The sequence below is a fragment of the Thermocoleostomius sinensis A174 genome (assembly GCF_026802175.1).
GTDB classification, from domain to species: Bacteria; Cyanobacteriota; Cyanobacteriia; order Elainellales; family Elainellaceae; genus Thermocoleostomius; species Thermocoleostomius sinensis.
This window is the reverse complement of sequence record NZ_CP113797.1, coordinates 3,147,756-3,161,488: the sequence shown is the minus strand read 5'-3', so window position 1 is coordinate 3,161,488 and position 13,733 is coordinate 3,147,756. Positions and strand designations below refer to the sequence as shown.

Below are 13,733 nucleotides of genomic sequence, written 5' to 3'. Positions count from 1 at the left end.
TGAGGCGCCACCAGATTTCCTCAGCAGATTCAACCTTGCGAATTGAACGGCAGACATAGTATTTGATTGTTGACCGAGCAAAACTCGCATACCTATTTCCCGCCATACACTCCACGTTGATGAATGGGTTGATGAATGGGGAGTTATGGGATAGGTGCCCACCCCAAGATCTCAGCAATTTGATGAGGCAAGGTCAATGCATCAAACGGTTTGGCTAAAACGCCTGTCACTCCAACGGCAATAAAGCTGGCGCGATCGTGGCGGGATGTTTTGGCTGTTAGCAAAATCACTGGAATGTTGCACGTCGTTGCATCAGATTGTAGGAGGCGAAAGACTTCAACTCCATCTAGGTCTGGCATGGAAACATCAAGTAGAATCGCATCAATTTCTTCCGCTTTGGCGTAGGCAATGCCTTCTTCTCCCGATTCTGCCAAAACCACGTTCCAGCCTGCTAGTTCTTCTAAACAGACTTGAACAACGACCCGAATTCGCTCTTCATCATCAATCACTAAAATTCGCCTCGTCATGGGGTTTCCTCAGACTGGACAGTGCTTCCAGGGGGATGACGGCGCGATCGAATCCGTTCCAGTCGGCTAATGATGCGTGTCACCAATTCTGGGCCGACAACGGGTTTGGCAATAAAATCATCGGCTCCAGCCGCGAATACCTGACGAATGGACTCGGCATTGGTGTGAGCCGTCACAACCAAAATAGGGAGATCGCCCCAACGCGGATCATGACGCACCACTTGGCAGAGATCAATGCCGCTGAACGTTGGCATTTCTAAATCTACGACAACCAGATCAGGCTGAGTTGCAACTAACTGCTCCCAAAACTGCTTTGGATCTCTGAGAGTAGTGACGTGCAGTCCCCACGGTTGCAGCAGTGATTTCAACGCCACTAAGACGGCCGGATCATCATCCACAATCAACACCTTAGATTCGCCATTCTGCACCTGGGGCAATGCTTGAGAAATGACTTGGAGAACCTCCTCAGCAGAGATGGGTTTCGATAAAAATGCTTTGCTACCCAACCGAGAAACATTAACACGATCGCCTAAACTATCCCGTTCAGAGAGCACCACAACGGGGAGATCAGGGTAGAGATGCGTAAACTCTGCTAGAAACAATAGGCTTTCGCTGAGCAAATCGGTGATGCTTAAATCTAGCAGAACCCCATCTATTTGAGTATGGGCGATCGCTGTCCACACCGCTTCAAGTTCCGTCATCGGATGTAACTGTAGCTGCCAGTTCGCTGCCGTTGCTTGCAGCGAGGCTGTCAATACCAAATCTTGACTTAACACCAGCACCACCTGAGTATGCGCAGGTGAGGAAGCAGAGTCTAGAACGGAGGGATTGGAAGTTACAGAGGCATTCAAATCGGCATCGGTTGCTGCATACGCCGCCACACCTTGGGATGAATTTGCCGTAAATGCTGCATTCTCGGTGGAAAGAGGCGAAATCTCTGAAGGAAGGGTAAACTGGACAATGGTTTTTTGCAGGGCTGCGACTATTTGTGAAAAAGCGGACACAGAGATGTGATGGCAACTAGTTGCTTGGGTCAGCAATTGTTCTGCCTCGCGGGCCAACTCAGACCCTTCGGGATGACCAAAAATACCCAGCGATCCAGCTAGCTTATGAGCTTCCTGCCTGGCTGTTGCTTGCAGCGTGTCTGTCAACTCGCCAGAGCGGAGGGCGGCTTCTGCCTGCTGCAATACTGCAACTTGGGACACAAACGAGTCCTTGAACTTGTCCATCACTCGTTGCACCAAAGCTGGTTTGTTAGTGTCCACACTTGGCGCGGCAGAAGATGTATTGGGAGGAGGTTTGAGGCGATATCCCAATCCATATACAGTTTCAATTAAGTCGATCGCCATGCCACCCGCTTTCAACTTTTGCCGTAGATCTTTAATGTGAGTCGTAACGGCACTTTCGGCAGGAGAGTCTTCTAAGGACCAAAGGCGATCGATAATCGCGCTGCGGCTGAATACCCGTTGGGGATGGCGCAAGAATAATTCTAGAATGCCGAATTCTTTAGGAGTCAGCGCAATGGGTACACTGTCATAGGTGACTGTGTTGGCATCGGGGTCAAGGCAAAGCTGTTCCCAGGTGAGCACGGTTGCAAGCGAGGTATTACAACGGCGCAGCAGGGCCCGCACTCGCGCCCGCAGTTCTTCCATATCAAACGGTTTGACCACATAATCATCAGCCCCAGCATTCAGCCCCACAATCTTATCGGTTTGGGAATCTTTAACGGTCAGCAAGAGAATGGGCATCTGTAGCCCTTGCGATCGCAAACGTCGGCAAACGCTAATGCCATCCAGGTGCGGAACCAGATCGTCTAGCACAACCAAGTCATAATCGTAGGTTTGGGCCAGCATTAACCCCATATGCCCATCGGTAGCAATATTGACGGTATGGCGATCGGCCATCAGAGCAGACACTAGCATGGCTGCCATTGACTCATCATCTTCCACCAGCAAAATCTTCATGGTGGTTGTCCCTAATTGTGTTGCAACCAGTTCGGCTCACCAGAAAACATCTTCTTGCGTTCAATCATCTCGCTTGGCGGCACATCCGCTGTGCTGAGAGCCGATATCTTATTATTTATTATCTGCATTGAACAGAAGAAGACAATGATTCCGATGGTGGACTTTTGAGAGTTGGGTTGGCGGCGGATCGGTGTGCATTAGAGCTAGCTAACTCGATAAATTTATCTAGATACCGCAAGGAATCTCATGAAAGATCCGAAAAACCGCTATAGTATGAACTCTAAATCCTATGTCGCGTTGCCTGTTCGTTTTGATAGGAATGGAGATTTCCTGTGCAATATTCTCACCCGCCTAATTCCCCACTTTCAACATTAGAAAAAAATTGGCTAGGGACATTGACCCTAGAAGTGGTGGGCTTACGTAACCAAACTGGGCTGATCAACATAGCCGTCTTTAGAGGAGCAGACGGATTTCCAGGAGATCCAGGTAAAGCTGTGCGCTCGGGCAGTTTTGCCATTACCACTTTACCGTTGATGATTCAGTTCTCAGAGTTGCCAATTGGTTCCTATGCCATTTCGGCTCACCACGACGAGAACATGGATGCCACCCTCAACTGTAACGCCTTAGGAATTCCCAAAGAGGGAATTGGCTTTTCGGGCAATCCCAAAATCTGGAGAGGTGCCCCCTCGTTTCAGCGCAGCCTCTTTGAATTTACCCCCTCTAATACGTTCGTTTCCATCACCATGAAATACCTCTTGCCGTAGCTTCTGAGAGGACATCTAAGTTATGTTGGGTAGTTTGCTGAAGCTGCTGCACTAGTTCAGCGACGGTTCCGGCTCGATCGGTGCTGTAGGCGTCTAGGTAGTCATGCAGCCGCACCAATTGTCCCACACGTAGAAAGGCTTGGCGATGAGCTTTAGGACGGGGTTTATCGATATTAAACACTTCCCGCTCAAACCGTACCAGCGTGTCTAAAAATCGCTCAGGGGTTGGCTTCTCGGCGACATACCCGTCATAAATGGCATCAAAATTCAGCACCCGAGTCATGGCTTTTGACATCGCATCGAGGGTTAGCGTATCTGGTGGTATTAGTGGTGTTGCAGCACGTGTTGCAGTCGGTGAATGCTGATCGACCTGCTGTTGCTGCTCTCGAAAAGATAAACTGTAGTGCCGATCGAGCATGTGGCGAATTCGATAGACCCGCTCTCGATTGGGTTCTCCTGGGGACGACGTTAGGTTCAAGTTCTGTTCACAACGCTGTAAGACCTGCGTTTTAAGGGCTGTAATGCGTTGGTTCCAATCAGCCGCTTCAGCGGAGACCACACCATATTCCTGTTCAAATTGGTCTAATACCCGGGCTGCTACCTGTCTCAGTCTTTGATAATAATCGCCTTGGGCAGGGAGCGCCAGTGCCTGCTCTAGCTGGCTCAGCGTTTTTTCAATCACAGGTTTCATCCGTCCGGTATAGCGATACTTGAGACTGATTGGCGCTAGGTGGAGATCGGGAACGGGGTCTCCTCGTTTGCGGCAGCGGGCCATGGCCTGTAACCCAATTTGCACTGCCCCCGGACGAAAGGGCATCACGGTATCGTTTTGAAACGAGCAGCCACCTTCTGGAAAAATCACCAGTTTGTTATCAGGGTTGCTCAATAGCGTCAACGTTTGCGCTACACTATCGCGATCGGCCAACCCCCGCTGCACCGAGTATGCCCCAAGGCGTTGATATAGCCAACCATGACGCCCCAAAAACTGTTCATAGGCCGTCATGTAATGAAACGATTCTTCTAAATATGCGGAGAACAAAAATAAGACGATCGAATCATCAAAACTGGGATGATTGCACAACAAAATGCAGGGTTTTTGCTTGAGGCTAGTCAGTTGCACCGATGGATCAGCACTGATGATTACATCTAACTGATAAACTAGCCGAGCTAACCAAGGAGCAATTTTTTGCAACCACCACACTAAAGTGGGATCGAGTTGAGGTGGGTAAAACTGTCGCGGTCGCGGCATGGAAGCTTCCCAAATGTCTAATCTTTAAGTAAGTAGCAAATCGATCAAAGTAACAGGTCTGCTCGATTGTACTCGACTCCTTTCAACAATCGATATGGTGGAAAGTGATGCTAGCAGCGATCGTTCCTAACACGTAACCATCACAATTTCCTTCCTCAGTTAGAAGCCTAATGGAATGTGCTGCTTTGATAATTTAGGCGGATGACTCCAGAACTATGCGACCAATACTTAGAATTTGTATTCTTCTACCAATTCTCCATTAGGTTGCCCAGTATACTGATCCCTCCCAACCTCTCCTTGCGAAAGGGAGGAGCCGCAGGCGGTAGGAGGCATTCTATATGGCGTGATCAAGAATGGGTATCCCTTGGTGCTGTTTAACTACAATTTGAGTTCTGGTTCAGCATCCTAAAAGTAATCTCAAAAGCGATCTAACAGAAAATACAAGATGACTCAAATCGAGGCGATCGTGGCGCAGGTTGATGATCTGCAAGAGGGCGAAATGCGGCAGGTTCGCGTGGGTGATATCGATGTGCTGCTGGTAAGACTGAACGGACAATTCTATGCCGTTGGGGCTTACTGTACACATTACCAAGCACCCCTAGCAGAAGGAGTGCTGAGTGGAAAGCAGGTGATTTGTCCCTGGCATCATGCGTATTTTGATGTCACAACTGGAGACCAACAAGAGCCACCTGGTTTGGATTCTTTGTGTCGTTATGCCGTCACAGTTGAAGAAAATCACGTAAAAGTTAGCGTTGGTGCTGATACCCCAGAGACACCATCGCTGACTGGTGCTCGATCGCCCACGATGGCCACCTATAATCCCGACATCGATTCGCGCACGTTCGTCATTTTGGGGGCTGGGGCTGCTGGGGCCCATGCTGCCGAAACCCTGAGAGTAGCAGGCTATCAGGGGCGCATCCTCATGGCAACGCAGGACGATCGGTTGCCGTATGACCGCACGTGGCTCAGCAAAGATTATCTTATTGGTCAGGTTTCTTCGGATCAGTTGCCACTGCGATCGGCTGATTTTTACCACGCTCACGCCATCGAAATTTGGTTAAATCAACCAGCCGTCCGAGTAGATGCGAACGGCAAGTCTATTACTTTTGCCAGCGGTGAGACGATAACCTATGATGCGCTGCTGTTGGCAACGGGTGGTAAACCACGTCAACTAAATGTTCCCGGACAAGAGTTGCAGAATGTATTGACGCTTCGCAGTGCGGCGGATATGGAGCAAATCTTGGCGGCCGTGCAGCAGGCATCGCGCGCTGTGGTAATTGGATCAAGCTTTATTGGCATGGAAGCAGCGGCTGGGTTGGCACAACATCACATTCCTGTGACAGTAGTCTCACCCGATAGATTGCCCTTTGAGAAGATTTTGGGTGCGGAGATTGGAGAAATTTTTCAGCAGGTGCATGAAGAGAATGGTGTGACGTTTTGCTTCAGGCAGAAAGTGGTTCGGCTAGAAGGGGACGATCGCGATACCGTAGCAGCAGTGATATTAGAGAATGGCGATCGATTGCAAGCAGATTTAGTGATTGTGGGAATTGGGGTACAGCCAGCAACTGAGTTTGTAGAGGGGGTGGACTTACATCCTACCGACGGTAGCGTTCTTGTCGATGACTACTTAAAAGCGGCAGATGGTCTATATGCAGCGGGCGATATTGCTTGTTACCCAGATTGGCGCACCCATGAACCAACCCGTGTGGAACACTGGCGAGTCGCGGCTCAACAGGGTCGAATTGCTGCTTATAACATGGCAGGACAGGCGGTGACATTTAGGACGGTTCCTATCTTTTGGACAATGCAGTTTCAGTTTCCGCTGCGCTATGTCGGTCATGCAGACCAATGGGATGAACTCATTATCAATGGCGATTTACAGCAGAGGCAGTTTATTGCCTTCTATATTAAAGATCAGCAAGTTCTAGCCGCGGCCAGCAGCCAACGCGACACAGAAACAGCCGCCATTGTGGAACTGATGCGATTAAATCAAATGCCTGACCCGGATGCCCTGCGTGACCCGGCGCTCGATTTAGTCAAATTGCTGCATCCATAGACAAAGTGATTGTTGGGTGGTAAACCCACTACTAAGTAAGATTGAACCTGATGGAGCAAAAGTCAATTTCTCTGGAACAGCAGACTGAGATCGGGAAGCCCCGTTTCGATCGTCAGTCTCCGTGGATTTTTGTGCCAACGTTGCATTTTGCTGAGGGTGTGCCCTACGTTATTGTCAACAGCCTGTCTATTGTGATGTATAAGAAATTGGGCGTTGACAATGCTCAAATTGCCTTCTGGACAAGCCTGTTGTATTTGCCTTGGGTGATTAAAATGCTGTGGGGGCCGCTAGTTGATGTCTATTCAACCAAGCGAAACTGGATACTTTATACCCAATTGGCGTTGGCAATTGCGCTCGCTAGCTTGGCTGTTTGTTTGCATTGGACTCATTTCTTTTTTCCATCGCTGGTTGTTTTGGCGATCGTGGCGTTGCTCTCTGCTACGCATGATACGGCGGTTGATGGGTTTTATCTACTGAGTTTAGACAAAGAAGCTCAAGCGTTTTTTGTGGGAATCCGCTCGACCTTTTATCGAATTGCCATGCTTTTCGGCTCCGGGCTATTGGTGTTTCTGGCAGGACAACTAGAAAAAACGCTGGATGTTTCTCTTAGTTGGACGATCGCCATTGCTATTTCTGCGGGGCTATTTATGGTGCTTTGGGGGTTTCACTCCTGGTTTTTACCGGTTCCTTTGAATGATTCTCTTAGAACAAATTCGCCGTCTCTTTTGCATTTCTATCGAAGTGCTGTCAACACCTACTTCAATCAATCTAAAATTTGGGTAATTTTGGCATTCATTTTTTTGTATCGCATTGGAGAAGCAATGCTGGTCAAGCTAGCTCCACCGTTTCTGCTAGATTCTGTTGAAGCTGGTGGTCTAGGGTTATCTACAGCGCAGGTTGGGTTGGTTTATGGCACGATGGGAGCATTGGCATTAACCTTGGGCGGTGTGCTGGGCGGGTGGCTAGTTTCTCGATATGGAGCACAACGCAGCATGATACCGATGGCCCTGGCGTTGAATCTTCCCCATTTGTTTTATATTTATCTTGCCTACGTTCACCCTCCTGTAATTTGGATTTATCCACTGGTGGCGATCGAGCAGTTTGGCTATGGTTTAGGTACGGCCGCCTATAGCGTTTATTTCATGTACCTTGCCAAGGATGCCTACAAAACCTCACACTTTGCCATCTCAACGGGGTTTATGGCTTTGGGCATGATGCTACCTGGATTGATCAGCGGCTACATTCAACAAGCCTTAGGCTATCCATTATTTTTTGTTTTTGTATTTCTTTTGACAGTGCCAGGAATGTTCACGCTATGGTTCATTCCTTGGGACGAACAGCACAAAGATATGATTGTTACCGAATAAGAGTTTACATGCGTGATTAACCTCTATCTTGAGGGCGATCGTTGCTGAAATTGGCGAATTTTGTCGAGAATTCCATCAAGAGAGGGAGATTTTCGATAAAACAACCGTCCATAATAAGCACTATTCAAATTACTATAGAGTCTCTTATGGTTCTGCAAACTCAAACACTCTGTTTACAAAGATGGAGAGGTGAATGATATGAACGGTGATTGCGTGAAGATGATCACACCTCCCTCCACTAATCTGTTAAACAATCAAATAAGTAATCAAAGAACTGAGCGTTTGGTAGAAACGCCTCCCCGATCTCAGTGCCAAGTTTGTGTCATCGTACCTGCACAAAATGAAGCTGAATTGTTAGAACATACCTTGACCGCATTAGCACATCAAGTTGATTTGCGAGGGCATCCGTTTGACCCAACTCGTTATGAAATTATTCTGCTTGCCAATAACTGCAACGATGACTCGGCTGCTATTGCTCGTCGGTTCGCGCAGCAATATCCTGACTTAGTGTTGCATGTGGTTGAGCGCACGTTGCCTGCCTCTAAAGCCAATATCGGTTGGGTGCGGAAGTTATTAATGGACGAAGCGTGCGATCGCTTGATGTCTGTAGGGCATTCTCAGGGTGTGATTGCATCCACCGATGGGGATACGCAAGTTGCCCCTGATTGGATTGCCGCCACCCTGTATGAAATTGCTTCTGGAGCGGATGCAGTGGGTGGAAGGATTATTACTAATCGCGCCGATCGAGCGGCTTTGTCTCCCTATGCTAGGGCGTGTCATTTGCGAGAAGTTGGCTACTATTTCTTGGTGTCTGAATTGGAAAGCTTTCTTGACCCTGATCCATTTGATCGCTGGCCTCGACATTTTCAACATTTTGGTGCTAGCTTAGCTGTAACGGCCAAGATGTATCAACGAGCAGGCGGATTGCCACCTGTGAGGTCGTCTGAGGATGTAGCACTTTACCAAGCGTTAAAGCGAATCAATGCACGCTTTTGTCATAGTCTTCGGGTGCGGGTAACGACTTCGGCTCGACAAACTGGACGCGCTCAAAAAGGGTTAGCTGATCAGTTAAGCGCTTGGACCGCGATGGGGCAACACCAACAGCCCTTTCTGGTAGAGCCAGCCGCTGCAATCGTAGCTCGTTTCCAAGCCCGGTCTGAATTGAGGCAACTGTGGCAACAATATCTGAAGGGATATTCCCCTATGCTCCAAGCTCTAGCATTGCCGGCCGATCGGTTAGGACTCGATCGAGATTGGCTGATGTCTACTATGATGCGAGCAACGTCTCTGGGTGCGCTGTTTGAACAAATTGAACAGCAACAGAAAACAGAAGGAATTTGGCAGCGGCAATGGAAGCTAGTTAAAATTGAGCAGGCAATTTGGGAGTTGCGACTATTGCTGGAACCCTTACGGCAACAGCGAAATCACTCTAAGCACCCATCACCAGGTCAGTTGCTGCCTTATTTACACCAGAGTCTATCGCTTCCGTCAGTCAATCAGCCGCTACCTTTAACACCCTGATTTTGGCTGGCAACCTCGCACTGCCCTCGCCCTACACCCCTCTCCCGGAGTAGGAGAGGGACATTGGAACCCACGCTCATTTTGATTCCCCTTGCTCTGCGTGTGAGAAGAAAGATCAATAAATAAATTCCCCATTGCATTAGTGAAAATGGTTAGATGCAATGGGGAATTCGTACTCAATGGCTGAATATAGCTATACTCGCTATATTCAATTCTGTGATAAATGGATTATCAGAATTGATTCGCTAAGCTTGATGCTCTTTCACTGGATCTGCAATGTAACGGAACGTTGGTTCAGAGTTCCAAGGACCACGCTCATCTTTACCATTAGAAGACAAGTTGTAGTAAATATCAACGGTCTCATCAGGCTGGATATTTCCAAAAAATGGATCGTCGAGTTTGCCCAGCGAATTTAGCGCTTCCATGAACATTTTAGTGTGAGAAATCTCACGAGTGAGAAGGTGGACTAGTGCCTTTTTAGTACCTTGATCAGGACACAATTTGATCAACTCTTCATAGGTTTGACGTGCACCAGCCTCGGCTGCAATATTCGCCCTTAGATCACGAACAACATCACCACCTTCATTTAAATAGTTAGCTGTCCAAGCATTACCTTGGCTGTCTAGAAAGTGTGGTCCTACACCACGTACAGCAAATAGTGTACTTTTGAAAGCCTCGGTTTGATCCACATTTTTAGTGTGGGCTTCAATCATCTTTCCCACCATTTCTAAATGTCCAAATTCCTCAATCGCAATGTCTTGAAGCATATCTCGGATGCCAGCATTCTCGACGTGAAATGATTGCACCCAATATTGTAAAGCAGCAGATAGTTCACCCGTTGCCCCACCAAATTGCTCTAGCAAAAGTTGAGCAAAACGTGGGTTTGCTTCATCAACATTTACGATATGAATCGGCTCTTTTTTATGGAAAAACATTGAAAATCTCCTCTCTACTATATCGCTGCGGCTATCGATTCTGCGCTCTAGTTCTCAATCTTTGAGCGCAAGAAACGGCTTAAGTGATGAATCGATCGTAGCCTTCCTGACAAGGCTATACCTACCTCAAAAGAACGAACTAATTTAAAGTATTAATGTATAGCTGTTGCCTAAAAACAAAAACTAGTTCTTGTCTAACTAAACTCGCTCAAATAAATCAAGTCGATACTTTTCTGCTCGATCGCCCTTCAGGTGTTTCAATTGTGATGGGGTTAAAGATAGAAAAGAATCATGCACCTGATCGCCACTCAAAGGATTGTCATAGTAGTCCTCGTAAGGCGTCCAATGAACTAGCAACAAATGTCCACCAGGTTCAAGGTGTTGTATTATTAGCTGCTGTGCTTGCTGCAAATCTTCCCAACACCAGTAGTACCCCACCTCCGAAAGGATTGTCAGATCAAACAGCTCATCCGGATAGGTGTGTGGAACTGACATCAGTTGAAAACGAACTTGGGGAAGCGAACGACACCGATGAATTGCTTGAGCTTGAGCTAACTCCGATACATCAACAGACAATAGAGAGTCGCACCGTTCAGCCAGTTTTTGCGTCAATATGCCGATCGAGCCACCAATCTCAAAGCCCGATCGATAGCGGGGTTTGGGTAGTGCTGCTAATGTTGCTGCATATTTCTTGGCTTCATACACGCTTGTTTCAAAGTTCCAAGGGTCAGGATTTTGGCTGTAGAGTTCATTAAAGTATTCTAGGGAAAGGGATTGATGGCGGGATGAATTCATCGAGTTTCCTCCAAATATAGTTCCCAAGGACGGGCAAAGTTTTTCAGCATATCGGACGTCAGTTGAAAGCCATCTGGATCATCGTCAATCAGATTCGTTGTTTGGGAACGATAAGCCGCGATCGCCTTCAGCTTTGTTGCAAGAACAGCTTCAATATCAAGTCGCCACGCTGTGATTCGCTTATACTCGAAAAAATCTCCTCTTTGTTCTATATCCCAATCCCAAATTGGATACTCAATAATTCGGACTAAATGGTTCAAAGCACTTAAAGTTGCTGTCATAAGTTGCCAAGTGGCACGGTGATCAGGGTGAGGATCGAATCGCCACGGCAAGAAGACGATCGCTGGGTTTACCGTTTGCAAATATGCTTGACATCGAGCAATCACAGGTTCAGCGTCAGGAGATTTGGGTGTGGGAACCGAACCATCGGGCAACCGCAAGAAGGTCGTTTCTGTAGGATTTACGTTCAACGTGTTCAGAGCTTCTAGCGTTTCTGATTCTCGCAAAGCTCGTAGCTGGGCGGGCGGGTATTTCAGCGATCGGGGATGCGAAAGTGTGCCATCGCTCATGACCAAGACCCGTACAGAACAGCCCAATGCTCGTAGAAGAGCGATCGCCCCGCCACAGCCCAAGGTTTCGTCATCGGGGTGGGGAGCTACAACTAAAACGCTAGTCTCAGGCTCAGGTGCAATTAAATCTACTGTCTGTAACGGTAATCGAGTAGGATGAGAAAATAGATACAATAGCGATGAAGTTGTAACAGAATCCATGAAAGCTAATGTAATATTTAAGGTGTGATATTTAAGAAAATACTGTGGTTTTACTGTGATACATCAAGCAGCTAAAGCGAAGCTCTTACGGTGAACGTTGAAACCACAGTACATCAGCAGGTTTAGGTTGGGATAGAGCATATTGACCAACAGCCGCCAGTGATGCATCAAAGACAGGTTGACGCAAATACAGCGACAAATCTCGAATGATGCGCTCCATAGGATGTGGCGGTAGCAAGCCGCGAGTTCCTACCGATCGCTGACAAAGTTGAATTACATCCATACAAATTTGTTCAATGGCGGTTCGCACCATATTGGCATAGGCAACCAACTGACTTGCCTGATCCGCCGAATCACTAGGTTGATGCGGATCGCCTGCAAACAAAGTGTGATAGCCTTGCACAAGATCGGCAGCTCCGCGCAACCAAAGATTGCCGCTTTCGATCGCGATCGCCATTCGCCCTAACCGCTCCTGTTGATAAGCATCACTAGTGCGGTTCAATGCTTGTAGATACTGCCGGGTTGCATTAAATAACGCTTCGGCTCCTCCTAGTTGCACGGCTGCAAAGCGGATTACGCCTGCGGTTAACCACGGTTGCCGGAAATAGTCACCCGGCTGCCCGATCAAAGCACTGGACTTCAGTTCTACGCCGCTAAAATCTACCTTGAAGCTCGCTGTCGCTCGCATTCCCGAAGGCTGCCACCACGTTGGATCACTCACGGTTACCACGTCTTCCATCGGTACAATGCACATCTGCCAACTGCCATCTGGCAATGCTCCGTTCACAAACGGTCGATCGACAAAACCACAACCGGAACAGAATGTTTTCGAGCCTGCTAGGCGATAGCGTCCGTTGGAAAGAGGATAGACCTTGACACCATCTTCTGCCTCAGCATTCCAAACACCAAAGATTCTGTGCCGATCGCGGGCATCAGCGGCATAGGTATTTATTTGTTCTGGGGTTCCAAAGGTTTGGATAATCTGTAGCGCGTTCACATGCCCTTCATAGATGCGTCCAACGGCTAAATTTCCGCGTCCGATGTGTTTCAGCAGCAGCAGCAGTTCCCACGTTACATTTGCCTGAATTCCCAAACCAAGTCCACCAAGTTCAGGTTGTAGGGGAGCGGCTAGTAAACCTGCCTTGGCAATCAATTCAAATTCCTGGACAGGAAAAGCGCCGTTATAGTCAATGGCAGCCGCATTAGTGGCGCAAAAGTCAGCAATTTCTGAAGCTCGATCGAGCACTTCAGGGATGGATAAAGGGGAGGGCTGATTTGGTAGGCGAGGTGATGAACTAATAGTAGTTGATGTCACTTTTCGTCATGTTTGTCAAATGATTATGAAAATCATGCACCAAATTGAGAATTAACGCTTCTGCCTTTTGACACGCTTTGCAGCAATTAAACGTCGATGCTCCTTGTCTTGGCGTTACCTACCTTGAAGAGAAGAGGACGACAAGGGGAATGGCCGCCCCTTGACTCTTTGATAGAGAGCATGTTGCAGTGAGACCCCTCTACGATCGCAATTCACATTGACCAGAAATATACGGGTTCCTAAAAATAAAAGAAAAACTTATGGTTTGAATTTGATATTGCTTTTCAAATTCAAATCAACAAGTGCAAAATTTTGTGCAATTTAGATATAGACTTAAGCAAATAGAGATTCTAACCTTGATAGATTGGAATCTATGGAGGGTAGTGCAGAACAGCTATCACCTTCCAGCCCCGCTTAGAGGGTAAAGCGTTTTACCTTCACGTTCTCCAACTCTTTAAAGGTTCACTTAT

General features: G+C 47.7%; 11 protein-coding genes. 4 read left to right on the top strand and 7 right to left on the bottom strand.

What is annotated here, in order from left to right; genetic code table 11:
• Positions 1-143: 143 nt before the first annotated feature.
• On the bottom strand, positions 144-527 hold the full coding sequence (locus tag OXH18_RS13630; protein WP_268607632.1) for a response regulator: 384 nt from the start codon (positions 525-527) through the stop codon (positions 144-146).
• Positions 524-2,491, bottom strand: coding sequence for a response regulator (locus OXH18_RS13625; protein ID WP_268607631.1), 1,968 nt, complete (start codon positions 2,489-2,491; stop codon positions 524-526). The genes OXH18_RS13630 and OXH18_RS13625 overlap by 4 nt, the downstream gene beginning before the upstream one ends.
• 332 nt (positions 2,492-2,823) lie before the next feature.
• Between OXH18_RS13625 and OXH18_RS13620 the strand changes: the two genes are divergently transcribed.
• Positions 2,824-3,255: a DUF2141 domain-containing protein gene (locus tag OXH18_RS13620; protein ID WP_268607630.1), complete on the top strand. Its 432-nt coding sequence runs from the start codon at positions 2,824-2,826 to the stop codon at positions 3,253-3,255.
• Here the strand turns inward: OXH18_RS13620 and OXH18_RS13615 are convergent.
• Complete coding sequence (locus OXH18_RS13615) at positions 3,230-4,504, bottom strand: 1-acyl-sn-glycerol-3-phosphate acyltransferase (RefSeq protein WP_268607629.1); 1,275 nt, start codon at positions 4,502-4,504, stop codon at positions 3,230-3,232. The genes OXH18_RS13620 and OXH18_RS13615 overlap by 26 nt on opposite strands.
• A 445-nt stretch (positions 4,505-4,949) precedes the next feature.
• Here OXH18_RS13615 and OXH18_RS13610 point away from each other — a divergent pair, with 445 nt between their 5' ends.
• The 3 genes from OXH18_RS13610 (at position 4,950) to OXH18_RS13600 (ending at position 9,448) form a co-directional block, all read left to right on the top strand.
• Positions 4,950-6,560 carry an FAD-dependent oxidoreductase gene (locus OXH18_RS13610; RefSeq protein ID WP_268607628.1) on the top strand — a complete coding sequence of 537 codons (1,611 nt, stop codon included), beginning with the start codon at positions 4,950-4,952 and terminating at the stop codon, positions 6,558-6,560.
• Between the two features lie 50 nt (positions 6,561-6,610).
• Positions 6,611-7,927 carry an MFS transporter gene (locus OXH18_RS13605; protein ID WP_268607627.1) on the top strand — a complete coding sequence of 439 codons (1,317 nt, stop codon included), beginning with the start codon at positions 6,611-6,613 and terminating at the stop codon, positions 7,925-7,927.
• A 282-nt stretch (positions 7,928-8,209) separates the two neighbouring features.
• The gene (locus OXH18_RS13600; RefSeq protein ID WP_268607626.1) at positions 8,210-9,448 is read left to right on the top strand and encodes a glycosyltransferase; all 1,239 of its coding nucleotides are present in this window, start codon (positions 8,210-8,212) and stop codon (positions 9,446-9,448) included.
• A gap of 245 nt (positions 9,449-9,693) precedes the next feature.
• Here the strand turns inward: OXH18_RS13600 and OXH18_RS13595 are convergent, their stop codons facing one another.
• The 4 genes from OXH18_RS13595 to OXH18_RS13580 all read right to left on the bottom strand — a co-directional run bounded on the left by OXH18_RS13595 (position 9,694) and on the right by OXH18_RS13580 (position 13,263).
• Positions 9,694-10,383, bottom strand: coding sequence for a manganese catalase family protein (locus OXH18_RS13595; RefSeq protein ID WP_268607625.1), 690 nt, complete (start codon positions 10,381-10,383; stop codon positions 9,694-9,696).
• A gap of 198 nt (positions 10,384-10,581) precedes the next feature.
• The gene (locus OXH18_RS13590; protein WP_268607624.1) at positions 10,582-11,178 is read right to left on the bottom strand and encodes an SAM-dependent methyltransferase; all 597 of its coding nucleotides are present in this window, start codon (positions 11,176-11,178) and stop codon (positions 10,582-10,584) included.
• Complete coding sequence (locus tag OXH18_RS13585; protein ID WP_268607623.1) at positions 11,175-11,948, bottom strand: PIG-L deacetylase family protein; 774 nt, start codon at positions 11,946-11,948, stop codon at positions 11,175-11,177. The genes OXH18_RS13590 and OXH18_RS13585 overlap by 4 nt, the downstream gene beginning before the upstream one ends.
• An 85-nt stretch (positions 11,949-12,033) precedes the next feature.
• Positions 12,034-13,263, bottom strand: a complete 1,230-nt coding sequence (locus tag OXH18_RS13580) for an acyl-CoA dehydrogenase family protein (protein ID WP_268607622.1) — start codon at positions 13,261-13,263, stop codon at positions 12,034-12,036.
• Positions 13,264-13,733: the final 470 nt, after the last annotated feature.

What these genes read in the sequence shown, in the direction of transcription:
- OXH18_RS13630 (WP_268607632.1), bottom strand. Translation starts at nt 527, where the DNA reads ATGACGAGGCGAATTTTAGTGATTGATGATGAAGAGCGAATTCGGGTC.
- OXH18_RS13625 (WP_268607631.1), bottom strand. Translation starts at nt 2,491, where the DNA reads ATGAAGATTTTGCTGGTGGAAGATGATGAGTCAATGGCAGCCATGCTA.
- OXH18_RS13615 (WP_268607629.1), bottom strand. Translation starts at nt 4,504, where the DNA reads ATGCCGCGACCGCGACAGTTTTACCCACCTCAACTCGATCCCACTTTA.
- OXH18_RS13610 (WP_268607628.1), top strand. Translation starts at nt 4,950, where the DNA reads ATGACTCAAATCGAGGCGATCGTGGCGCAGGTTGATGATCTGCAAGAG.
- OXH18_RS13605 (WP_268607627.1), top strand. Translation starts at nt 6,611, where the DNA reads ATGGAGCAAAAGTCAATTTCTCTGGAACAGCAGACTGAGATCGGGAAG.
- OXH18_RS13595 (WP_268607625.1), bottom strand. Translation starts at nt 10,383, where the DNA reads ATGTTTTTCCATAAAAAAGAGCCGATTCATATCGTAAATGTTGATGAA.
- OXH18_RS13590 (WP_268607624.1), bottom strand. Translation starts at nt 11,178, where the DNA reads ATGAATTCATCCCGCCATCAATCCCTTTCCCTAGAATACTTTAATGAA.
- OXH18_RS13585 (WP_268607623.1), bottom strand. Translation starts at nt 11,948, where the DNA reads ATGGATTCTGTTACAACTTCATCGCTATTGTATCTATTTTCTCATCCT.